The organism is Pseudomonas sp. HS6 (genome assembly GCF_023375815.1).
GTDB lineage: Bacteria > Pseudomonadota > Gammaproteobacteria > Pseudomonadales > Pseudomonadaceae > Aquipseudomonas.
The window spans coordinates 6,497,081-6,521,338 of sequence record NZ_CP067412.1 but is presented as its reverse complement, the minus strand read 5'-3'; the positions used below and the strand labels follow the sequence as shown (position 1 = coordinate 6,521,338).

The following is a 24,258-nucleotide window of genomic DNA, read 5'->3' as shown; positions in this document are numbered from 1 at the left end:
GGGTGTTATATGGTCAAGCCTCACGGGCAATTAGTATTGGTTAGCTCAACGCCTCACAGCGCTTACACACCCAACCTATCAACGTCGTAGTCTTCGACGGCCCTTCAGGGAACTCAAGGTTCCAGTGAGATCTCATCTTGAGGCAAGTTTCCCGCTTAGATGCTTTCAGCGGTTATCTTTTCCGAACATAGCTACCCGGCAATGCCACTGGCGTGACAACCGGAACACCAGAGGTTCGTCCACTCCGGTCCTCTCGTACTAGGAGCAGCCCCTCTCAAATCTCAAACGTCCACGGCAGATAGGGACCGAACTGTCTCACGACGTTCTAAACCCAGCTCGCGTACCACTTTAAATGGCGAACAGCCATACCCTTGGGACCGGCTTCAGCCCCAGGATGTGATGAGCCGACATCGAGGTGCCAAACACCGCCGTCGATATGAACTCTTGGGCGGTATCAGCCTGTTATCCCCGGAGTACCTTTTATCCGTTGAGCGATGGCCCTTCCATACAGAACCACCGGATCACTAAGACCTACTTTCGTACCTGCTCGACGTGTCTGTCTCGCAGTCAAGCGCGCTTTTGCCTTTATACTCTACGACCGATTTCCGACCGGTCTGAGCGCACCTTCGTACTCCTCCGTTACTCTTTAGGAGGAGACCGCCCCAGTCAAACTACCCACCATACACTGTCCTCGATCCGGATAACGGACCTGAGTTAGAACCTCAAAGTTGCCAGGGTGGTATTTCAAGGATGGCTCCACGCAAACTGGCGTTCACGCTTCAAAGCCTCCCACCTATCCTACACAAGCAAATTCAAAGTCCAGTGCAAAGCTATAGTAAAGGTTCACGGGGTCTTTCCGTCTAGCCGCGGATACACTGCATCTTCACAGCGATTTCAATTTCACTGAGTCTCGGGTGGAGACAGCGCCGCCATCGTTACGCCATTCGTGCAGGTCGGAACTTACCCGACAAGGAATTTCGCTACCTTAGGACCGTTATAGTTACGGCCGCCGTTTACCGGGGCTTCGATCAAGAGCTTCGCGTTAGCTAACCCCATCAATTAACCTTCCGGCACCGGGCAGGCGTCACACCCTATACGTCCACTTTCGTGTTTGCAGAGTGCTGTGTTTTTAATAAACAGTCGCAGCGGCCTGGTATCTTCGACCGGCATGAGCTTACGGAGCAAGTCCTTCACCCTCACCGGCGCACCTTCTCCCGAAGTTACGGTGCCATTTTGCCTAGTTCCTTCACCCGAGTTCTCTCAAGCGCCTTGGTATTCTCTACCCAACCACCTGTGTCGGTTTGGGGTACGGTTCCTGGTTACCTGAAGCTTAGAAGCTTTTCTTGGAAGCATGGCATCAACCACTTCGTCGCCTAATGGCAACTCGTCATCAGCTCTCGGCCTTAGAATCCCGGATTTACCTAAGATTCCAGCCTACCACCTTAAACTTGGACAACCAACGCCAAGCTGGCCTAGCCTTCTCCGTCCCTCCATCGCAATAACCAGAAGTACAGGAATATTAACCTGTTTTCCATCGACTACGCTTTTCAGCCTCGCCTTAGGGACCGACTAACCCTGCGTCGATTAACGTTGCGCAGGAAACCTTGGTCTTTCGGCGTGGGTGTTTTTCACACCCATTGTCGTTACTCATGTCAGCATTCGCACTTCTGATACCTCCAGCAAGCTTCTCAACTCACCTTCACAGGCTTACAGAACGCTCCTCTACCGCATCACTTACGTGATACCCGTAGCTTCGGTGTATGGTTTGAGCCCCGTTACATCTTCCGCGCAGGCCGACTCGACTAGTGAGCTATTACGCTTTCTTTAAAGGGTGGCTGCTTCTAAGCCAACCTCCTAGCTGTCTAAGCCTTCCCACATCGTTTCCCACTTAACCATAACTTTGGGACCTTAGCTGACGGTCTGGGTTGTTTCCCTTTTCACGACGGACGTTAGCACCCGCCGTGTGTCTCCCATGCTCGGCACTTGTAGGTATTCGGAGTTTGCATCGGTTTGGTAAGTCGGGATGACCCCCTAGCCGAAACAGTGCTCTACCCCCTACAGTGATACATGAGGCGCTACCTAAATAGCTTTCGAGGAGAACCAGCTATCTCCGAGCTTGATTAGCCTTTCACTCCGATCCACAGGTCATCCGCTAACTTTTCAACGGTAGTCGGTTCGGTCCTCCAGTCAGTGTTACCTAACCTTCAACCTGCCCATGGATAGATCGCCCGGTTTCGGGTCTATTCCCAGCGACTAGACGCCCTATTAAGACTCGCTTTCGCTACGCCTCCCCTATTCGGTTAAGCTCGCCACTGAAAATAAGTCGCTGACCCATTATACAAAAGGTACGCAGTCACAGAACAAAGTCTGCTCCCACTGCTTGTACGCATACGGTTTCAGGATCTATTTCACTCCCCTCTCCGGGGTTCTTTTCGCCTTTCCCTCACGGTACTAGTTCACTATCGGTCAGTCAGTAGTATTTAGCCTTGGAGGATGGTCCCCCCATATTCAGACAAAGTTTCTCGTGCTCCGTCCTACTCGATTTCATGACTAAGAGATTTTCGCGTACAGGGCTATCACCCACTATGGCCGCACTTTCCAGAGCGTTCCGCTAATCTCAAAGCCACTTAAGGGCTAGTCCCCGTTCGCTCGCCACTACTAAGGGAATCTCGGTTGATTTCTTTTCCTCAGGGTACTTAGATGTTTCAGTTCCCCTGGTTCGCCTCTTGCACCTATGTATTCAGTACAAGATAACCATCTTATGATGGCTGGGTTCCCCCATTCAGACATCTCCGGATCAAAGTCTGTTTGCCGACTCCCCGAAGCTTTTCGCAGGCTACCACGTCTTTCATCGCCTCTGACTGCCAAGGCATCCACCGTATGCGCTTCTTCACTTGACCATATAACCCCAAGCAATCTGGTTATACTGTGAAGACGACATTCGCCGAAAATTCGAATTTCTCAACTAAGAGAACTCACAAATTTTACCTTAGCCTGATCCGTTACCAGTGAAAGTAACGTTCAGTCTATCTTTCTATCACATACCCAAATTTTTAAAGAACGATCTAGGGCCGTCACTGAAGTCACCGACACCATCGACACCACCACGGTCAAACTGACCGCGACCGAGTCCGCTGCTGAAGGTGGCACCGTCACCTACACCGCCACGGTTGGCGCACCAGTGACCGGTTCTCCAGTGACCGTGACCCTGGCCAATGGTCAGTCGATCACCATCGAAGTGGGCAAGACCACTGGCACCGTGACCACTACTGCGCCGAACGATGCACTCAACGGTCACGAACCGCTGAGCAACTCGATCACCGGCGTGACTGGCGGCAATTATGAGAACCTCGTAGCCGACAAGACGCCGGTCAGCACCACCGTCACCGACACTGTCGACACCACTAACCTGACCCTCAGCGCCACTGGCTCCGTGGCCGAGGGCGGTTCGATCGTCTACACCGCGACCCTGACCAACCCGGCCGGCACTCCGGTGACCGTGACCCTGTCGAACGGTGCCGTGATCACCATCGAAGCCGGTAAAACCACCGGCACCGTCAGCGTTCCGGCACCTGCCGATGACGTCTACAAGGACGCCGGCAAAGTCGAAGTCACGATCAAGGACGCTTCCGGCGGCAACTTCGAAAACCTGGTGCCAAGCACTGTTCCGGCCGTCACCGAAGTCACCGATACCATCGACACCTCGACCGTGAAGCTGAGCGCCGATACCTCGGTGGCCGAGGGCGGCACTGTCACCTACACCGCCACGGTTAGCGCACCAGTGACTGGCTCGCCGGTCACCGTGACCCTGGCCAACGGCCAGACCATCACCATCGAAGTCGGCAAGACCACCGGCACCGTCACCACCACCGCGCCGAACGATGCGTTGAACGGTCATGAACCGCTGAGCAACTCGATCACTGGCGTGACGGGCGGCAACTACGAAAACCTCGTTGCCGACAAAACGCCGGTCAGCACCACAGTGACTGACACCGTCGACACCACCAACCTGACCCTCAGCGCCACTGGCTCTGTGGCCGAAGGTGGTTCGATCGTTTACACCGCGACCCTGACCAACCCGGCCGGCACACCAGTGACCGTGACGTTGAGCAACGGCTCGGTCATCACCATTGAGGCGGGTAAAACCACCGGCACCGTGACCGTTCCGGCGCCAGCCGATGACGTCTATAAAGACGCCGGCAAAGTCGAAGTCACCATCAAGGATGCAACTGGCGGCAACTTCGAAAATCTCGTTCCAAGCACCGTTCCGGCCGTCACTGAAGTCACTGACACCATCGACACGACGACCGTAAAGCTGACCGCTTCCGAAACCGCTGCTGAAGGTGGCACTGTCACCTACACCGCGACGGTTGGCGCGCCTGTGACCGGCTCGCCTGTGACCGTGACCCTGGCCAACGGTCAGTCGATCACCATCGAAGTGGGCAAGACCACCGGCACCGTCACCACCACCGCGCCGAACGATGCGTTAAATGGTCATGAGCCACTGAGTAACTCGATCACTGGCGTGACCGGCGGTAACTACGAGAATCTGGTTGCTGACAAAACCCCTGTTTCGACCACGGTCACCGACACCGTCGATACTACCGATCTGACCCTGAGCGCCACCGGTTCTGTGGCTGAAGGCGGTTCGATTGTTTACACCGCAACCCTGACCAACCCGGCCGGTACGCCGGTGACCTTGACGTTGAGCAATGGCTCCGTCATCACCATCGAAGCGGGCAAAACCACTGGCACCGTAAGCGTTCCAGCACCTGCTGATGACGTCTACAAAGACGCCGGTAAGGTCGAAGTCACGATCAAGGACGCTTCCGGCGGCAACTTCGAGAACCTGGTGCCGAGCACTGTTCCGGCCGTCACTGAAGTCACCGACACCATCGATACGACGACCGTGAAGCTGACTGCTTCCGAGACCGCTGCTGAGGGCGGCACCGTCACCTACACCGCCACCGTGGGTGCACCCGTAACCGGTTCGCCGGTCACCGTGACCCTGTCCAACGGTCAGTCGATCACCATTGAAGTCGGCAAGACCACCGGCACCGTCACCACCACCGCACCGAACGATGCGTTGACCGGTCATGCACCGCTGACCAACGCGATCACCGGCGTGACGGGCGGCAACTACGAAAACCTCGTAGCCGACAAGACTCCGGTTTCGACCACCGTCACCGACACCGTCGACACCACCAACCTGACCCTCAGCGCCACTGACTCGGTGGCCGAGGGCGGTTCGATCGTCTACACCGCTACATTGACCAACCCGGCGGGCACACCGGTGACCGTGACGTTGAGCAACGGCTCCGTCATCACCATCGAAGCAGGCAAAACCACTGGCACCGTGACCGTTGCAGCACCTGCCGATGACGTCTACAAGGACGCCGGCAAAGTCGAAGTCACGATCAAGGACGCTTCCGGCGGCAACTTCGAGAACCTGGTGCCAAGCACTGTTCCGGCCGTCACCGAAGTCACCGATACCATCGACACCTCGACCGTCAAACTGACCGCGACCGAGTCGGCAGCTGAAGGCGGCACCGTCACTTACACCGCAACTGTTGGCGCACCAGTGACCGGCTCTCCGGTCACCGTGACCCTGGCCAACGGTCAGTCGATCACCATCGAAGTCGGCAAAACCACTGGCACCGTGACCACCACCGCGCCGAACGACGCACTCAACGGTCACGAACCACTGAGCAACTCGATCACCGGCGTGAGCGGCGGTAACTACGAAAATCTCGTGGCCGACAAAACTCCGGTCAGCACCACTGTGACCGACACCGTCGACACCACCAATCTGACCCTGAGCGCGACGCCGGCCGTCAACGAAGGTGGCCATATCACCTACACCGCGACCCTGACCAACGCCGCCGGCACCCCGGTGACCGTAACGTTGAGCAACGGCGCCGTGATCACCATCGAGGCCGGCAAAACCACCGGCACCGTGACCGTCGATGCACCGAAGGACGACGTCTACAAGGACGCCGGCACCGTTGAAACGACCATCAAGGGCGCCACCGGTGGCGACTTCGAAAACCTGGTCACCAGCACCGCCCCGGCAGTCACCACCGTCAATGACACTATCGACACGTCCACCGTGTCGCTGACGGCCACCGCCAACGTCGCCGAAGGCGAAACCGTGGTCTACACCGCGACCGTGACGGCGCCAGTGACCGGTTCGCCGGTCGTCGTGACCCTGTCCAACGGCCAGACCATCACCATCGCCGTCGGCGAGACCACCGGCACCGTGAACTTCGTCGCGCCGAACAGCCCGCTGGCCGGCGGCAGCTCCCTGAGCGTGACCATCGACAAGGCCACCGGTGGCAACTACGAAAGCCTGGCGGTCGACAGCAAACCGGCAAATACCTCGGTTTCGGACACCGTCGACACGACCAACCTGAACCTGACGGCCACCGATTCGGTCGCCGAGGGTGGCTCGATTGTCTACACCGCCACCCTGACCAACCCGGCCGGTACGCCGGTGACCGTGACCCTGTCGAACGGCGCGGTGATCACCATCGAAGCCGGCAAGACCTCCGGCACCGTGACCGTTGCGGCACCTGCCGATGACGTTTACAAGGATGCCGGCAAAGTCGAGGCAACCATTTCGACCGCCACCGGTGGCGGTTTCGAGAACCTGGTGCCAAGCACCGTTCCAGCCGTGACCAACGTCACCGACACCATCGACACCACCACGGTCAAACTGACCGCGACAGAGTCGGCAGCTGAAGGCGGCACCGTTACCTACACCGCGACCGTGGGCGCGCCTGTCACCGGTTCGCCGGTAACCGTGACCCTGTCGAACGGTCAGTCGATCACCATCGAAGTGGGTAAAACCACCGGCACCGTGACCACCACCGCGCCAAACGATGCGCTCAACGGCCACGCGCCGCTAACCAACGCGATCACCGGCGTGACGGGCGGTAACTACGAAAATCTGGTGGCTGACAAAACTCCGGTTTCGACCACGGTCACTGACACTGTCGACACCACCAATCTGACCCTGAGTGCTACCGGTTCCGTGGCCGAGGGTGGTTCGATCGTCTACACCGCCACCCTGACCAACCCGGCCGGCACGCCGCTGACCGTGACCTTGAGCAACGGCGCTGTCATCACCATCGAAGCGGGTAAAACCACTGGCACCGTGCCAACGTTGACGTGCGGTAGGGAACGATCAAATTTTTCTTTAGCCACGACAATTAACTCCTAGCCTAAAGGGGCTGAATCAGCCTTGTTTTTTGGTAACGGATTCGACGATGTGCGACGGAGCCGTATCGTATTTTTTGAATTCCATAGAGTAGCTTGCGCGACCCTGGGACATGGAACGAACGTCGGTCGCATAACCGAACATCTCACCCAGTGGAACTTCGGCACGGATAACCTTGCCGGACACTGTGTCTTCCATACCCTGGATCATGCCGCGACGACGGTTAAGGTCGCCCATCACATCACCCATATAGTCTTCAGGCGTAACAACCTCTACCGCCATGATCGGCTCGAGCAACTCACCACCGCCCTTCTGGGCCAGTTGCTTGGTCGCCATGGAAGCAGCCACTTTAAACGCCATCTCGTTGGAGTCGACGTCGTGGTAAGAACCATCGAACACGGTAGCCTTCAGGCCGATCAGCGGATAGCCGGCAACAACGCCGTTCTTCATCTGCTCTTCGATACCCTTCTGGATAGCCGGGATGTATTCCTTAGGAACCACACCACCTACTACTTCGTTCACGAATTGCAGACCTTCCTGACCTTCGTCAGCAGGAGCAAAACGGATCCAGCAGTGACCGAACTGACCACGACCACCGGATTGACGAACGAACTTGCCTTCGATTTCGCAGTTCTTCGTGATGCGCTCACGGTACGAAACTTGAGGCTTGCCGATGTTGGCTTCGACGTTGAACTCACGGCGCATCCGGTCAACCAGGATGTCCAGGTGCAGCTCGCCCATGCCGGAGATGATCGTCTGACCAGTCTCTTCATCAGTTTTAACGCGGAAAGAAGGGTCTTCCTGAGCAAGTTTGCCCAGAGCGATACCCATTTTTTCCTGGTCATCCTTGGTCTTAGGCTCTACGGCAACCGAGATAACCGGCTCCGGGAAGTCCATGCGAACCAGGATGATTGGCTTGTCAGCGTTGCAGAGGGTTTCACCAGTGGTGACGTCCTTCATGCCGATCAGGGCCGCGATGTCGCCAGCGCGCACTTCCTTGATCTCTTCACGGGCGTTTGCGTGCATTTGCACCATACGACCCACGCGCTCTTTCTTGCCTTTAACCGAGTTGATCACGCCGTCGCCGGAGTTCAACACGCCCGAGTAAACACGGACGAAGGTCAAGGTACCCACGAATGGGTCGGTAGCGATCTTGAACGCCAGCGCCGCGAACGGCTCGTCGTCGCTTGCATGACGCTCCATTTCCTCTTCCTCGTTATCAGGGTTGGAACCCTTGATAGCAGGAATGTCGGTCGGAGCAGGCAGGAAGTCGATAACGGCGTCGAGAACCAGGGGAACACCCTTGTTCTTGAAGGAAGAACCGCAAACAGCCAGAACGATTTCGCCGGCGATAGTACGCTGACGCAAAGCAGCTTTGATCTCTTCGATCGACAGCTCTTCGCCTTCCAGGTACTTGTTCATCAGCTCTTCGTTGGCTTCGGCAGCAGCTTCAACCATGTTGTTGCGCCACTCGTCAGCCAGCTCTTGGAGCTCGGCAGGAATGTCCTTGCGAACAGGGACCATACCCTTGTCAGAGTCGTTCCAGTAAACAGCCTGCATGTTGATCAGGTCGATCTGGCCCTGGAAGTTGTCTTCCGAACCGATAGCCAGCTGGATCGGCACCGGAGTGTGACCCAGACGCTGTTTGATCTGACCGATCACGCGCAGGAAGTTGGCACCAGCACGGTCCATCTTGTTTACGTAAACAAGACGTGGAACGCCGTATTTGTTGGCCTGACGCCATACGGTTTCCGACTGAGGCTCAACACCCGAAGTACCGCAGAACACAACGACAGCGCCGTCGAGTACGCGCAGGGAACGCTCTACTTCAATGGTGAAGTCTACGTGGCCCGGGGTATCGATTACGTTGAAGCGATGCTCGTGAGCGTACTGCTTCTCGGAACCTTTCCAGAAGGCGGTAATGGCAGCAGAAGTAATGGTAATACCACGCTCCTGCTCCTGAACCATCCAGTCTGTGGTCGCGGCGCCGTCATGCACCTCGCCCATTTTGTGACTTTTGCCAGTGTAAAAAAGGACGCGCTCGGTGGTGGTGGTTTTACCAGCATCCACGTGAGCGACGATACCGATGTTACGGTAGCGACTAATCGGAGTAGTACGAGCCATAAAGCCCTCGCAAAATTAGTGAAGCTAAAATTAGAAGCGGTAGTGCGAGAAAGCTTTGTTGGCTTCGGCCATACGGTGCACGTCTTCACGCTTCTTAACAGCAGCACCTTTACCTTCAGCAGCATCCAGCAGCTCGCCAGCCAAGCGCAGAGCCATAGACTTCTCGCCACGCTTACGGGCGAAGTCTACCAACCAGCGCATTGCCAGAGCGTTACGACGGGACGGACGAACTTCGACCGGAACCTGGTAAGTAGCACCACCAACGCGGCGCGACTTCACTTCGACCAGCGGAGCGATGGCGTCGAGTGCTTTTTCGAAGAGTTCCAGGGGATCGGCGCCAGCCTTACGGGTCGCAACGGTTTCCAGGGCACCATAAACGATACGCTCGGCAACGGCTTTCTTGCCGCTTTCCATAACGTGGTTCATGAATTTGGCGAGGATTTGGCTTCCGTATTTCGGATCGTCCAGAATCTCACGCTTTGCTGCTACGCGACGTCTTGGCATTGATAAGCCCTCAAACGGTCTTCAGGTTAGCTCGGGACAGATCCAGAGGATGCGCGCCCGACCTTACTCTTATCGACTCAATAAAATGAAAATCTTCAAAACGGCCGATTACTTCGGACGCTTGGTACCGTACTTCGAACGACCCTGGTTACGGCCTTTAACGCCGGAAGTATCCAAGGAGCCGCGAACGGTGTGGTAACGAACACCTGGCAAGTCTTTTACACGACCGCCGCGGATCAGTACCACGCTGTGCTCTTGCAGGTTGTGGCCTTCACCACCGATGTACGAGGAAACCTCGAAACCGTTGGTCAGACGCACACGGCATACTTTACGCAGTGCCGAGTTAGGTTTTTTCGGCGTAGTGGTGTACACACGGGTGCACACGCCACGACGTTGCGGGCAGTTCTGCAGCGCAGGCACGTCGGATTTCTCGACGATACGCTTACGCGGCTGACGTACCAGCTGGTTGATAGTTGCCATCTACTAGCTCCACTGTTGTCTTGCGACGCTATTGTCTTGCAAGAAAAGCAAAATGGCAGGAACGAATTCCCGCCAAATTTAGGGGATCAAGAGTCTAAAGAGGATCTTGTCCCCAGTCAAGGCAAGGCCCCGACCTCCCCGCTCGTCGAACCTCGACAAATTGTCTCGATTCGATGAGCGGTTCGATCAGGGCCTTAGCTCATTTTCCGCAGAACTCAGTTACCGCTCGAGTTCAGCGCTTCGGTCAGTGCAGCTTCCACTTCACTGGCGCTTACGCGCAACGGTTTGTCTGCATCACGGCGACGTTTACGCTCGCTGTGATAAGCCAGACCGGTACCAGCCGGGATCAGACGACCCACGACCACGTTTTCTTTCAGGCCGCGCAGGTAATCGCGCTTGCCGGTTACGGCCGCTTCGGTCAGTACGCGGGTGGTTTCCTGGAAGGAAGCCGCCGAGATGAACGATTCGGTCGACAACGACGCCTTGGTGATACCCAGCAGGACGCGAGTGTACTTGGAGACGAACTTGTCTTCGCCGCCCAGACGCTCGTTCTCTACCAGTACGTGAGTCAGTTCCATCTGGTCGCCCTTGATGAAACTCGAATCGCCGGATTCAGCGATTTCAACTTTACGCAGCATCTGACGCAGGATGGTCTCGATGTGCTTGTCGTTGATCTTCACGCCTTGCAGACGGTAAACGTCCTGGATCTCGTTAACGATGTACTTGGCCAGCGCGCTCACACCCAGCAGACGCAGGATGTCGTGCGGATCGCTCGGGCCGTCGGAGATAACTTCGCCGCGGTTTACCTGTTCGCCTTCGAACACGTTCAGGTGACGCCACTTCGGAATCAGCTCTTCATACGGATCGCTACCGTCGTTCGGAGTGATGACCAGACGACGCTTGCCCTTGGTCTCTTTACCGAACGCGATGGTGCCGCTGACTTCAGCCAAAATGGACGCTTCTTTCGGACGACGAGCTTCGAACAGGTCGGCAACACGCGGCAGACCACCGGTGATGTCACGGGTTTTCGAAGTTTCTTGCGGGATACGAGCGATAACATCACCGATCGCAATCTTCGCACCGTCCGCAACACCGACCAGGGCGTTGGCTGGCAGGAAGTACTGAGCGATAACGTCAGTGCCTGGCAGCAACAGATCCTTGCCGTTGTCATCGACCATCTTCACTGCAGGACGGATGTCCTTGCCGGCAGCCGGACGGTCTTTGGCATCGAGTACTTCAATGTTGGTCATACCGGTCAATTCGTCAGTCTGACGCTTGATCGTGATGCCCTCTTCCATGCCCACGTAGGTCACGGTACCTTTCATTTCGGTAACGATCGGGTGAGTGTGCGGATCCCACTTGGCCACGATTGCGCCAGCGTCGACCTTGTCACCTTCTTTAACCGAAATCACAGCACCGTACGGCAGCTTGTAACGCTCGCGCTCACGACCGAAGTCATCAGCGATTGCCAGCTCACCGGAACGGGACACAGCAACCAGGTTGCCATCCACACGCTCAACGTGTTTCAGGTTGTGCAGACGGACGGTACCGCCATTCTTCACCTGAACGCTGTCGGCTGCGGAAGTACGGCTTGCCGCACCACCGATGTGGAACGTACGCATCGTCAGCTGGGTACCCGGCTCACCGATGGACTGAGCAGCGATAACGCCGACCGCTTCACCGATGTTCACCTGGTGACCACGAGCCAGATCACGGCCGTAGCACTTGGCGCAAATGCCATAGCGGGTTTCGCAGCTGATCGGCGAACGCACGATCACTTCGTCGATGCTGTTCAGCTCGATGAACTCGACCCACTTCTCGTCTACCAGAGTGCCAGCAGGAACGATGACGTCCTCGGTACCCGGCTTGAATACGTCACGAGCGATAACACGACCCAATACGCGCTCACCCAACGGCTCTACAACGTCACCGCCTTCAATGTGCGGTGTCATCAGCAGACCGTGTTCGGTGCCGCAATCGATCTCGGTTACAACCAGATCCTGCGCCACGTCTACCAGACGACGAGTCAGGTAACCGGAGTTCGCAGTTTTCAACGCGGTATCCGCCAGACCTTTACGAGCACCGTGAGTAGAGATGAAGTACTGAAGTACGCTCAAACCTTCACGGAAGTTCGCAGTAATCGGCGTCTCAATGATGGAACCGTCCGGCTTGGCCATCAGACCACGCATACCGGCCAGCTGACGGATCTGTGCTGCGGAACCCCGCGCACCCGAGTCAGCCATCATGTACATCGAGTTGAACGACTCTTGATCGACTTCGACGCCGTGACGGTCGATGACTTTCTCTTTCGAGAGGTTGGCCATCATCGCCTTGGAGACTTCGTCGTTCGCTTTCGACCAAAGGTCGATCACTTTGTTGTACTTCTCGCCCTGGGTTACCAGGCCGGAGGCGTACTGGCTCTCGATCTCTTTCACTTCGTCGGTGGCTGCACCGATGATGCGGGCTTTTTCATCCGGGATAACGAAGTCGTTAACACCGATGGAAACGCCGGAGATGGTCGAGTAGGCAAAACCGGTGTACATCAACTGGTCAGCGAAGATCACGGTCTCTTTCAGACCAACCACGCGGTAGCACTGGTTGATCAGCTTGGAGATCGCCTTTTTCTTCATCGGCAAGTTGACGACGTCGAACGACAGACCTTTTGGCACAACCTGGAACAGCAGCGCACGGCCGACAGTAGTGTCGACGATACGGGTACCGCTCACGCTGTTGCCGTCACGATCGTTTACGGTTTCGTTGATACGAACCTTGATCTTGGCGTGCAGCGCGGCTTCGCCGGCACGGAACACACGGTCGACTTCCTGCAGATCCGCGAACACACGACCTTCGCCCTTGGCGTTGATCGCTTCACGAGTCATGTAGTACAGACCCAATACAACGTCCTGCGACGGAACGATGATTGGCTCACCGTTGGCTGGCGACAGAATGTTGTTGGTCGACATCATCAACGCACGCGCTTCGAGCTGGGCTTCCAGCGTCAGCGGTACGTGCACGGCCATTTGGTCGCCGTCGAAGTCGGCGTTGTACGCGGCGCAGACCAGAGGGTGCAGCTGGATAGCCTTACCTTCGATCAGTACCGGTTCAAACGCCTGGATACCCAGACGGTGAAGGGTCGGTGCACGGTTGAGAAGAACCGGGTGTTCGCGAATCACTTCAGCGAGAACGTCCCAAACTTCCGGCAGCTCGCGCTCGACCATTTTCTTGGCCGCTTTGATGGTGGTAGCGAGACCACGCATTTCCAGCTTGCCGAAAATGAACGGTTTGAACAGCTCGAGAGCCATCTTCTTCGGCAGACCGCACTGATGCAGACGCAGGGTCGGGCCTACGGTAATTACCGAACGACCGGAGTAGTCAACACGCTTACCGAGCAAGTTCTGACGGAAACGACCTTGCTTACCCTTGATCATGTCAGCCAGGGATTTCAGAGGACGCTTGTTCGAACCGGTAATAGCGCGGCCACGACGACCGTTGTCGAGCAGTGCGTCGACAGCTTCCTGCAACATACGCTTTTCGTTGCGCACGATGATGTCCGGAGCGGACAGATCCAGCAGGCGCTTCAAACGGTTGTTACGGTTGATCACTCGACGATACAGATCGTTGAGGTCGGAAGTCGCGAAACGACCGCCATCCAGAGGAACCAGTGGACGCAGATCTGGCGGCAGAACCGGCAGAACGGTCAGCACCATCCACTCTGGCAGGTTGCCGGAACCCTGGAAGGCTTCCATCAACTTCAGACGCTTGGACAGCTTCTTGATCTTGGTTTCGGAGTTGGTTTGCGGAATTTCTTCACGCAGACGGCCAATCTCGTGCTCCAGGTCGATAGCGTGCAGCAGTTCACGAACAGCTTCAGCACCCATGCGGGCGTCGAAGTCATCACCGAACTCTTCCAGCGCTTCGAAGTACTGCTCGTCGTTCAGCAGCTGACCTTTTTCAAGGGTAGTCATGCCCGGGTCGATAACGACATAGCTCTCGAAGTAGAGAACACGTTCGATATCACGCAGGGTCATGTCCATCAGCAGGCCGATACGGGACGGCAGCGATTTCAGGAACCAGATGTGGGCAACCGGCGAAGCCAGTTCGATGTGCGCCATGCGCTCACGACGAACCTTGGCCAGTGCAACTTCAACGCCGCACTTCTCGCAGATCACACCACGATGCTTCAAGCGCTTGTACTTACCGCACAGGCACTCGTAATCCTTTACCGGGCCAAAGATCTTGGCGCAGAACAGACCGTCACGCTCAGGTTTGAACGTACGGTAGTTGATGGTTTCCGGCTTTTTAACTTCACCGAACGACCACGAGCGGATCATCTCAGGCGAGGCCAATCCGATACGGATGGCGTCGAACTCTTCGACTTGACCCTGGTTTTTCAGCAAATTCAGTAGGTCTTTCAAGGCCTTTCCTCCTGGCGGAGCAGAGAGCGGGCAATCCTGCCCCGCTCTCGATCGCGTCACGTGTTATTCGGTTTCCAGATCGATATCGATGCCGAGGGAACGAATTTCCTTGATCAACACGTTGAAAGACTCGGGCATGCCCGGCTCCATACGGTGATCGCCGTCCACGATGTTTTTGTACATCTTGGTCCGGCCGTTCACATCGTCCGACTTCACTGTGAGCATTTCTTGCAGAGTGTAAGCAGCACCGTATGCTTCCAGTGCCCAGACCTCCATCTCCCCGAAACGCTGACCACCGAACTGTGCCTTACCACCCAGCGGCTGCTGGGTAACCAGGCTGTACGAACCGGTAGAACGCGCGTGCATCTTGTCGTCTACCAAGTGGTTCAGCTTCAGCATGTACATGTAGCCAACGGTAACTGGACGCTCGAACTTGTTGCCGGTACGGCCGTCGGTCAGCTGCATCTGGCCGCTTTCTGGCAGGTCCGCCAGTTTCAGCATGGCCTTGATTTCGCTTTCCTTGGCACCGTCGAACACTGGAGTGGCCATTGGAACACCGCCACGCAGGTTCTTCGCCAGATCCAGGATTTCCTGATCGGAGAAGCTGTCCAGATCTTCGTTACGACCGCCGATCTGGTTGTAGATCTCGTCCAGGAAGGTACGCAGTTCAGCGACTTTACGCTGCTCTTCGACCATCCGGTTGATCTTCTCGCCCAGGCCTTTGGCCGCGAGGCCCAGGTGGGTTTCAAGGATCTGACCAACGTTCATACGCGAAGGTACGCCCAGCGGGTTGAGGACCACGTCGACCGGGGTGCCATTGGCATCGTGCGGCATGTCTTCAACCGGCATGATCACGGAGACCACACCTTTGTTACCGTGACGACCGGCCATCTTGTCGCCCGGCTGGATGCGACGACGGATTGCCAGGTAAACCTTGACGATCTTCAGCACGCCTGGAGCCAGGTCATCGCCCTGCTGCAGTTTGCGCTTCTTGTCTTCGAACTTGTCGTCCAGCAGACGGCGACGATCAACGATGTAGGCCTGAGCCTTCTCGAGCTGCTCGTTCAGAGCATCTTCAGCCATGCGCAGTTTGAACCACTGACCATGCTCAAGACCGTCGAGTACTTCGTCGGTGATGTCCTGACCTTTCTTCAGGCCCGCGCCGCCTTCAGCCTTGTGGCCTACCAGAGCGGAACGCAGACGTTCGAAGGTCGCACCTTCAACGATGCGGAACTCTTCGTTCAGATCCTTGCGGATCTCGTCCAGCTGGGTCTTCTCGATCGACAGGGCACGAGCATCACGCTCAACGCCGTCACGAGTGAAGACCTGCACGTCGATGACAGTACCTTTTGTACCGGTAGGTACACGCAGGGAAGTGTCTTTAACGTCGCTGGCTTTTTCACCGAAGATCGCACGCAGCAGTTTTTCTTCCGGAGTCAGTTGGGTCTCGCCTTTCGGAGTGACCTTACCTACCAGAATGTCGCCGGCGCCAACTTCAGCACCTACGTAAACGATACCGGCTTCGTCCAGCTTGTTCAGTGCAGCCTCACCCACGTTCGGGATGTCCGCAGTGATTTCCTCTGGGCCAAGCTTGGTGTCACGAGCCACACAGGTCAGTTCCTGAATGTGGATCGTGGTGAAGCGGTCTTCCTGAACCACACGCTCGGACAGGCAGATGGAGTCTTCGAAGTTGAAGCCGTTCCATGCCATGAACGCGATGCGCATGTTCTGACCCAGTGCCAGTTCACCCATATCGGTGGACGGGCCGTCGGCCATGATGTCGCTACGCTGAACGCGATCACCCTTGCTCACCAGCGGACGCTGGTTGATGCAGGTGTTCTGGTTCGAACGGGTGTATTTGGTCAGATTGTAGATGTCGACACCAGCTTCACCGGTTTCAACTTCGTCATCGGCAACACGAACCACGATACGGCTGGCATCAACAGAGTCGATCACGCCGCCACGACGAGCCACGACGCAAACGCCGGAGTCGCGAGCCACGTTACGCTCCATGCCGGTACCTACCAGCGGCTTGTCAGCACGCAGGGTTGGTACAGCTTGACGCTGCATGTTCGAACCCATCAACGCACGGTTGGCGTCGTCGTGCTCGAGGAACGGAATCAGCGACGCTGCAACCGAAACTACCTGCTTCGGCGAAACGTCCATCAAGGTGACTTCTTCAGGCGCCTTGACGGTGAATTCGTTCAGGTGACGTACGGCTACCAGTTCGTCGATCAGGACTTTCTGGTCGTTCATGGTCGCCGAAGCCTGCGCGATCACGTGATCGGCTTCTTCAATAGCGGACAGGAACACGATCTCGTCGGTGACCACACCCTCTTTCACCACACGATACGGGCTCTCGAGGAAGCCATACTGGTTGGTGCGAGCGTAAGCAGCCAGGGAGTTGATCAGACCGATGTTCGGACCTTCCGGCGTTTCGATCGGGCAGACACGACCGTAGTGAGTCGGGTGTACGTCACGAACTTCGAAGCCCGCGCGCTCACGAGTCAGACCGCCAGGGCCGAGTGCAGAGACACGACGCTTGTGGGTGATCTCGGACAACGGGTTGTTCTGGTCCATGAACTGCGACAGCTGGCTGGAACCGAAGAACTCTTTCACCGCCGCAGCCACAGGCTTGGCGTTGATCAGGTCTTGCGGCATCAGGCCTTCGCTTTCAGCCATCGACAGACGCTCTTTGACCGCACGCTCAACACGCACCAGGCCAACGCGGAACTGGTTCTCGGCCATTTCGCCTACGCAGCGAACACGACGGTTACCCAGGTGGTCGATGTCGTCGACGATGCCTTTACCGTTACGGATGTCGACCAGAGTCTTCAGTACCGCGACGATGTCTTCCTTGCACAGCACGCCCGAACCTTCGATCTCGGTACGACCGATACGACGGTTGAACTTCATCCGGCCGACCGCAGACAGGTCATAACGCTCAGGGCTGAAGAACAGGTTGTTGAACAGGGTTTCGGCAGCGTCTTTGGTTGGCGGCTCGCCTGGACGCATCATGCGATAGATTTCGACCAGCGCTTCCAATTGGTTGCTGGTGGAGTCGATCTTCAGAGTGTCGGAGACGAACGGACCGCAGTCGATATCGTTGGTGTACAACGTTTCGATGCGAACGACACCAGCCTTGGCGATTTTCGCCAGAACTTCAGTCGACAGCTCGGTGTTGCACTCTGCCAGGATTTCGCCGGTAGCCGGATGCACGATGACCTTGGCGGTGGTGCGACCCAGAACGTAGTCCAGAGGCACGTCCAGCTCTTTGATCCCGGCTTTTTCCAGCTGATTAATGTGACGGGCAGTGATACGACGACCCTGCTCGACAATTACCTTGCCTTTGTCGTCCTGGATATCGAGGACTGCAACTTCACCACGCAGGCGCTGAGGCACCAGTTCCAGGCTCAGGGTCTCGCCCTTAACGTGGAATACGTTGGTGGTGTAGAACGCGTCCAGCACTTCTTCGGTGGTATAGCCGAGCGCGCGCAGCAGAACCGAGGCCGGCAGCTTGCGACGACGGTCGATACGTACGAATACGCAGTCCTTCGGGTCGAACTCGAAGTCCAGCCACGAACCGCGGTAAGGAATGATGCGCGCGGAGTACAGCAGTTTACCGGAGCTGTGCGTCTTGCCACGGTCGTGGTCGAAGAACACGCCCGGGGAGCGGTGCAACTGGGAAACGATTACACGCTCGGTACCGTTGATTACGAAGGTACCGTTCTCAGTCATCAGGGGGATTTCACCCATGTAGACTTCTTGCTCTTTGATGTCCTTGATCGCTTTGTTCGACGACTCTTTGTCGAAAATGATCAGGCGCACTTTTACCCGCAAAGGTACGGCGAAAGTTACACCGCGCAATACGCATTCTTTGACATCAAATGCCGGTTCGCCCAGGCGATAACCGACGTACTCCAGCGCAGCATTGCCGGAGTAGCTGATGATCGGGAAAACGGATTTGAAGGCCGCATGCAGGCCCACGTCGCGGAACTGATCTTTAGTCGCTCCCGCTTGCAAGAATTCACGATACGAATCCAGCTGGATGGCCAGGAGGTAAGGCACATCCATGACGTCCGGCAACTTGCTAAAGTCCTTGCGGATACGTTTTTTCTCAGTATATGAGTAAGCCATCAGCGTTCCCCAGCTTGGTCACCTGCTTGTTTGGCCCCTCCCGACGGGAGCAGCCAGAAAATCGTGCAAACCCCATGGTTTGCGCCACCGCATCGGGTGGTTACAGCTCGTTATCGGCACCGACCCAGTCGGCTGCCAATAACGGAAAAAGGCCGGTGGCAAGAGCCACCAGCCATCAGCCTTTCGCTTGACGCTCGGGCTGGAGGAGCAAAGTCGATACTTATTTCAGCTCGACTTTAGCGCCTGCTTCTTCCAGCTTCTTCTTGGCGTCTTCAGCAGCTTCTTTCGAAACGCCTTCAGCTACAACCTGAGGAGCGCCGTCTACTTTCTCTTTGGCTTCTTTCAGGCCCAGACCGGTCAGTTCACGAACTGCCTTGATCACGTTAACCTTCTTCTCGCCAGCTTCCAGCAGAACAACGTTGAACTCGGTTTGCTCTTCAACAACAGCGGCAGCAGCAGCTGGACCAGCCGAAGCAGCAGCAGCGGTAACACCGAAGGTTTCTTCCATCGCTTTGATCAGCTCAACGATTTCCACTACGGATTTCTGGCCGATTGCTTCGATGATTTGTTCGTTAGTCAGAGACATGACTCAATTCCTGAATTGGGGGACGGCCTACGCGACCATCGAAATAAACAAAAAACGCGAGAAGCTGACGAGCCTTAGGCTGCAGCAGCTTCTTTCTGGTCGCGAATTGCCGCCAGAGTACGAGCCAATTTGCTGGTAGCGCCTTGAATCACGCTCATCAGCTGAGAAATTGCTTCGTCACGGGTCGGCAGAGTTGCCAGAACGTCGATCTGATTAGCTGCGAGGAACTTGCCCTCGAACGCAGCTGCCTTGATCTCGAACTTGTCCTGACCCTTCGAAAACTCTTTGAAAATACGAGCAGCAGCGCCCGGATGTTCGTTCGAGAATGCGATCAGGGTCGGGCCGGTGAACGCGTCGTTGAGCACTTCGTACGAAGTACCAGCAACAGCGCGCTTGAGCAGGGTGTTACGTACAACACGTACGTAAACGCCAGCTTCACGAGCCTCTTTACGGAGTCCGGTCATTGCGCCTACTGTTACGCCACGGGCATCAACCACGACAGCGGACAGAGCGACTTTGGCAGCCTCGTTGACTTCAGCGACGATGGCCTTCTTGTCTTCGAGATTAATTGCCACGGGTTTAACTCCTGCTTGTTACCGTTTCATTCGATCGGAACCGAATGTCGTTTTGGTGTCTGATTCGGTAAGGAACCGGGAGCACCATCTGCGTAGGCTTGAGGTTTAAGACTTGCGTCGCCTACGGTCTTGGATAGCCCCCGCCAGGCAGGGACCCCAATCTTTCGATTGGCACGATAACTCGTGCCAATTTTGTCTTACGCGTCCAGCGAGCTCTGGTCGATAACCAGACCTGGGCCCATAGTGGTGCTCAGGGTAACGCGCTTGACGTAGATACCTTTCGAGGAAGCTGGCTTGATACGCTTCAGATCAGCGATCAGTGCTTCAACGTTTTCCTTCAGCTTGACGGCATCGAAGCCGATCTTGCCAACGGAAGTGTGGATGATGCCATTTTTGTCGGTGCGGTAACGAACCTGACCAGCCTTGGCGTTTTTAACCGCGGTGGCTACGTCTGGAGTTACGGTGCCGACTTTAGGGTTAGGCATCAGGCCACGTGGACCGAGGATCTGACCCAGTTGACCTACAACGCGCATTGCATCCGGGGATGCAATCACTACGTCATAGTTCAGGTCGCCGCCTTTCATTTCGGCAGCCAGGTCGTCCATACCTACACGGTCAGCGCCGGCAGCCAGAGCGGCCTCAGCAGCTGGACCCTGGGTGAACACAGCAACGCGAACGGTCTTGCCAGTGCCGTGTGGCAGCACAGTAGCGCTACGAACAACCTGGTCGGATTTACGCGGGTCTACGCCCAGGTTTACAGCAACGTCAAACGACTCGCTGAACTTGACAGTCGACAGCTCGGCCAGCAGTGCGGCGGCGTCTACAAAGTTGTAGGCCTTGCCTGCTTCGATTTTGCCGGCGATAGCCTTTTGACGCTTGGTCAGCTTAGCCATTACACACCCTCCACGTTAAGGCCCATGCTACGAGCAGAACCGGCGATAGTACGCACGGCTGCATCCATATCAGCTGCAGTCAGATCCGCGTTTTTGGTTTTCGCGATCTCTTCCAGCTGAGCACGGGTAACAGTGCCAACCTTAACGGTGTTCGGACGAGCGGAACCGCTGGTCAGACCGGCCGCTTTCTTCAGCAGAACCGAAGCAGGGGTGGATTTGGTTTCGAAAGTGAAGCTACGGTCGCTGTAGACAGTGATGATCACTGGAGTCGGCAGACCAGCTTCCAGACCCTGGGTACGGGCGTTGAAAGCTTTGCAGAATTCCATGATGTTCACGCCGTGCTGACCCAGAGCAGGACCAACAGGTGGACTTGGGTTAGCCTGAGCGGCCTTCACTTGCAGCTTGATGTAAGCGGTAATCTTCTTGGCCATGAGGCACTCCAATTACGGGTTCGATCGCCTCGAAAGGCTCCCCGGTTACTTGCGCGTTTATCCCAGTGACGACAAAACCCCACAGCCTACGGCTGCGGGGTTGGGATGCTTGTCCAGTTAGACCTTTTCGACCTGACTGAACTCCAACTCTACCGGAGTAGAGCGACCGAAAATGAGCACCGCCACTTGGATCCGGCTCTTTTCGTAGTTAACTTCTTCAACAACACCGTTAAAGTCAGCGAAAGGACCGTCATTGACACGAACGGTTTCACCTGGCTCGAACAACGTCTTCGGCTTCGGCTTGTCGCTACCGTCAGCAACGCGACGCAGGATCGCCTCTGCTTCTTTATCAGTGATTGGTGCAGGCTTATCAGCAGTACCGCCGATAAAACCCATCACCCGAGGAGTATCCTTGACCAAGTGCCAAGTACCCTCGTTCATATCCATCTGGACCAGCACATAGCCAGGGAAGAACTTACGTTCGCTTTTGCGCTTCTGGCCATTACGCATTTCAACCACTTCTTCAGTGGGAACCAGAATTTCGCCGAAGCCATCTTCCATGCCAGCCAGCTTTACACGCTCGATCAGCGAGCGCATTACATGCTTCTCGTAACCCGAGTAAGCATGCACAACGTACCAACGCTTAGCCACGGGACACCCTTAGCCGACAATCAAGGAAACAAGCCAGCCGAGCAGGGAATCAAGCCCCCACAACAGCAACGCCATAACCAGAACAACAGCCACAACAATCAACGTGGTCTGCGTGGTTTCTTGGCGAGTTGGCCATACGACTTTACGAATCTCGGTGCGAGCTTCCTTAACCAGTACAAAGAAAGACTTGCCCTTGGCAGTCTGCAGGCCTACAAAGGCAGCTACAGCAGCAATGACAAGCAATGCGAGTACGCGGTACAGGATCGGCGAAGCAGAGTAATACTGATTGCCTACAACGCCAACAACCACCAAAGCGACCACTACAAGCCACTTAAGCAGATCGAAGCGAGAGCCTTGAGCTTCAGCCTTAGGAGTCATCTATGAAGATCCTGTGAAAAGAAAGCCAGACACACCGAGTGAATCTGGCAGGTCAGGAGGGAATCGAACCCCCAACCTACGGTTTTGGAGACCGTCGCTCTGCCAATTGAGCTACTGACCTAAAACAAAATCAGGCCGACCATTATGCCGGCCCGAAAAATACATTACAACTACTTACTCGATGATTTTGGCTACGACACCAGCGCCGACGGTACGACCGCCCTCACGGATAGCGAAACGCAGACCATCTTCCATCGCGATGGTTTTGATCAGGGTAACAGTCATCTGAATGTTGTCACCTGGCATTACCATTTCAACGCCTTCTGGCAGCTCGCAGTTACCGGTCACGTCAGTAGTACGGAAGTAGAACTGTGGACGATAGCCTTTGAAGAACGGAGTATGACGGCCGCCTTCTTCCTTGCTCAGAACGTAAACTTCTGCGGTGAACTTGGTGTGCGGCTTAACGGTACCTGGCTTAACCAGAACCTGACCACGCTCAACGTCGTCACGCTTGGTGCCGCGCAGCAGAACGCCGCAGTTCTCGCCAGCACGACCTTCGTCGAGCAGTTTGCGGAACATTTCAACACCGGTGCAGGTGGTGACGGTAGTATGTCTGCTAATGCAGACAGGGGTTTTGTCGTTTCAGAGCCTGCAAAAGCCCGATTTTCAAACCGCTCTGCGGACCTTGCTGCTTCGACGAGCCTGCCATTTGCGCCACCAGATGTAGACGCCTGTCCCGGACAACCCCGCAATCAGAACACCCAATACCGCGATCATCACTTGCCCGGTAAAGCCTATGATCCTTCCACCGTGTATAGGCAACTGCAACCGATAAAACCGCTCTCCTAACGTCCCTTCTCCTGCGATCTCCTGCCCCAGTAACCGCCCGTCCGTACCGTGGAAGAACAACCAGGATTTACCATGGGCCTCGGTGTCATGCTGTCCAAACCCTGCACCGTAGAAGTTGTACTCAAAGCTGTAATACAACTCACCGATCGCAGCAGTCAGCCCTAGCCTTTTTCCCTCCTGCTGCGCTCTTTCGTATACCTGTTGATAACTCAATCGGGTGATCCCCAGCTCTTTGGCAGGCATCCGCCCTCGGGACTCATACACACTCGGCTCAATCGGAGAAAACAGCGATACCACTGGTTTGAAGGCCTGACTCGGCAGGTTCATGGCCACACTGCTGACGGCTATAGGCAGTAATAACAACCACAGCCACAGCCCCCCCGCACGATGCAGATCGAAGTTGAGCCGATAAGCATGCCCGCCTTTGATCTTCCACGCGGTCGACCACTTCTTCCAGAAGGGTTTACCCCGCGGCAAAGTCAGCCAGAGAGCGATGAAGCAATCAATCACCCAGGCGATGGCCACCAACCCCATCAACAGCAAACCCCAGTTACCGGGCAGTGTCAGGTTGTAGTGGAACTCGAGAATGAACGGAACGAAGTTCTCACGCTGAAAACAGCATTCGCCCCAATAGCGCTGGCCTTTTTGCTCACCACTGACCGGGTCGAGGTAGAACACCTGATTAGGCTCATCGAAAGGTTTGCCCGTTGCTGGATCATTACGTGGAACCGCCGCCAGCAAGGCTGTGTGGCCTGCCTCATTCGGATACTCCATGTACCAGACCTGCAACTTCGGATGTACAGATTGCACCGCATCGACCAGCTCACCAGGTGGTAGACGCTCCCCCTCGGCCGAAGCCGCGTAAAACTCCGGATTCAGCCACTCATCCAGTTCATGGTTGAACGCCAGAATGCTGCCCGTGATTCCCGCCAGCAGCAGAAACACAGCCGTGGCCAACCCGATATACCGGTGCAGTAAAACCAAAAAAGAACGCATGAAATTTTCCCCACGAATAC

Annotated in this window: 12 protein-coding genes, 1 tRNA gene, 1 rRNA gene and 2 pseudogenes; 1 reads left to right on the top strand and 15 read right to left on the bottom strand. The window is 56.1% G+C overall.

Features of this window, described 5'->3' with window-relative positions:
• Nucleotides 1-9 precede the first annotated feature (9 nt).
• Nucleotides 10-2,900 (bottom strand): 23S ribosomal RNA (locus JJN09_RS29420).
• Nucleotides 2,901-3,070: 170 nt separating this feature from the next.
• Here JJN09_RS29420 and JJN09_RS29415 point away from each other — a divergent pair.
• A pseudogene (locus tag JJN09_RS29415) lies at nt 3,071-7,222 on the top strand (immunoglobulin-like domain-containing protein); the annotation flags it as partial.
• Nucleotides 7,223-7,237: 15 nt separating this feature from the next.
• Here the strand turns inward: JJN09_RS29415 and fusA are convergent.
• From fusA to JJN09_RS29345, 14 genes and pseudogenes are all read right to left on the bottom strand, one after another.
• Entirely contained in the window at nt 7,238-9,343 is a 2,106-nt protein-coding gene (gene fusA, locus JJN09_RS29410) for an elongation factor G (protein ID WP_249484902.1), read from the bottom strand.
• A 30-nt stretch (nt 9,344-9,373) separates the two neighbouring features.
• Nucleotides 9,374-9,847, bottom strand: a complete 474-nt coding sequence (rpsG, locus tag JJN09_RS29405) for a 30S ribosomal protein S7 (RefSeq protein WP_249484901.1) — start codon at nt 9,845-9,847, stop codon at nt 9,374-9,376.
• Between the two features lie 108 nt (nt 9,848-9,955).
• Entirely contained in the window at nt 9,956-10,327 is a 372-nt protein-coding gene (gene rpsL / locus JJN09_RS29400; RefSeq protein WP_003186084.1) for a 30S ribosomal protein S12, read from the bottom strand.
• Between the two features lie 215 nt (nt 10,328-10,542).
• Nucleotides 10,543-14,742: a DNA-directed RNA polymerase subunit beta' gene (gene rpoC, locus JJN09_RS29395; protein ID WP_249484900.1), complete on the bottom strand. Its 4,200-nt coding sequence runs from the start codon at nt 14,740-14,742 to the stop codon at nt 10,543-10,545.
• Nucleotides 14,743-14,805: 63 nt separating this feature from the next.
• Nucleotides 14,806-18,879 carry a DNA-directed RNA polymerase subunit beta gene (rpoB, locus tag JJN09_RS29390; protein WP_096823077.1) on the bottom strand — a complete coding sequence of 1,358 codons (4,074 nt, stop codon included), beginning with the start codon at nt 18,877-18,879 and terminating at the stop codon, nt 14,806-14,808.
• Between the two features lie 220 nt (nt 18,880-19,099).
• Complete coding sequence (gene rplL, locus JJN09_RS29385) at nt 19,100-19,465, bottom strand: 50S ribosomal protein L7/L12 (RefSeq protein WP_003228750.1); 366 nt, start codon at nt 19,463-19,465, stop codon at nt 19,100-19,102.
• 74 nt (nt 19,466-19,539) lie between these two features.
• The gene (rplJ, locus tag JJN09_RS29380; protein WP_249484899.1) at nt 19,540-20,040 is read right to left on the bottom strand and encodes a 50S ribosomal protein L10; all 501 of its coding nucleotides are present in this window, start codon (nt 20,038-20,040) and stop codon (nt 19,540-19,542) included.
• Between the two features lie 197 nt (nt 20,041-20,237).
• Nucleotides 20,238-20,933 (bottom strand): 50S ribosomal protein L1, encoded by a 696-nt coding sequence (gene rplA, locus JJN09_RS29375; RefSeq protein WP_003186095.1) that lies wholly within the window; start codon nt 20,931-20,933, stop codon nt 20,238-20,240.
• A complete protein-coding gene (rplK, locus tag JJN09_RS29370) occupies nt 20,933-21,364 on the bottom strand; it encodes a 50S ribosomal protein L11 (RefSeq protein ID WP_003228756.1) in 432 nt (143 codons plus the stop codon). Before rplK ends, rplA begins: the two co-directional genes overlap by 1 nt.
• A 117-nt stretch (nt 21,365-21,481) precedes the next feature.
• A complete protein-coding gene (nusG, locus tag JJN09_RS29365; protein WP_007957598.1) occupies nt 21,482-22,015 on the bottom strand; it encodes a transcription termination/antitermination protein NusG in 534 nt (177 codons plus the stop codon).
• A 9-nt stretch (nt 22,016-22,024) separates the two neighbouring features.
• Nucleotides 22,025-22,393 (bottom strand): preprotein translocase subunit SecE, encoded by a 369-nt coding sequence (secE, locus tag JJN09_RS29360; RefSeq protein ID WP_007916493.1) that lies wholly within the window; start codon nt 22,391-22,393, stop codon nt 22,025-22,027.
• Nucleotides 22,394-22,438: 45 nt separating this feature from the next.
• Nucleotides 22,439-22,514: transfer RNA gene (locus JJN09_RS29355), tRNA-Trp, on the bottom strand.
• Nucleotides 22,515-22,567: 53 nt separating this feature from the next.
• Nucleotides 22,568-23,002: pseudogene (locus JJN09_RS29350) on the bottom strand (EF-Tu/IF-2/RF-3 family GTPase); the annotation flags it as partial.
• A 57-nt stretch (nt 23,003-23,059) separates the two neighbouring features.
• Nucleotides 23,060-24,238: a PepSY domain-containing protein gene (locus JJN09_RS29345; RefSeq protein WP_249484898.1), complete on the bottom strand. Its 1,179-nt coding sequence runs from the start codon at nt 24,236-24,238 to the stop codon at nt 23,060-23,062.
• Between the last annotated feature and the right edge of the window lie 20 nt (nt 24,239-24,258).

What these genes read in the sequence shown, in the direction of transcription:
- rplL (WP_003228750.1), bottom strand. Translation starts at nt 19,465, where the DNA reads ATGTCTCTGACTAACGAACAAATCATCGAAGCAATCGGCCAGAAATCC.
- rplA (WP_003186095.1), bottom strand. Translation starts at nt 20,933, where the DNA reads ATGGCTAAGCTGACCAAGCGTCAAAAGGCTATCGCCGGCAAAATCGAA.
- secE (WP_007916493.1), bottom strand. Translation starts at nt 22,393, where the DNA reads ATGACTCCTAAGGCTGAAGCTCAAGGCTCTCGCTTCGATCTGCTTAAG.
- rplK (WP_003228756.1), bottom strand. Translation starts at nt 21,364, where the DNA reads ATGGCCAAGAAGATTACCGCTTACATCAAGCTGCAAGTGAAGGCCGCT.
- JJN09_RS29345 (WP_249484898.1), bottom strand. Translation starts at nt 24,238, where the DNA reads ATGCGTTCTTTTTTGGTTTTACTGCACCGGTATATCGGGTTGGCCACG.
- rpsG (WP_249484901.1), bottom strand. Translation starts at nt 9,847, where the DNA reads ATGCCAAGACGTCGCGTAGCAGCAAAGCGTGAGATTCTGGACGATCCG.
- fusA (WP_249484902.1), bottom strand. Translation starts at nt 9,343, where the DNA reads ATGGCTCGTACTACTCCGATTAGTCGCTACCGTAACATCGGTATCGTC.
- rpoB (WP_096823077.1), bottom strand. Translation starts at nt 18,879, where the DNA reads ATGGCTTACTCATATACTGAGAAAAAACGTATCCGCAAGGACTTTAGC.
- rpsL (WP_003186084.1), bottom strand. Translation starts at nt 10,327, where the DNA reads ATGGCAACTATCAACCAGCTGGTACGTCAGCCGCGTAAGCGTATCGTC.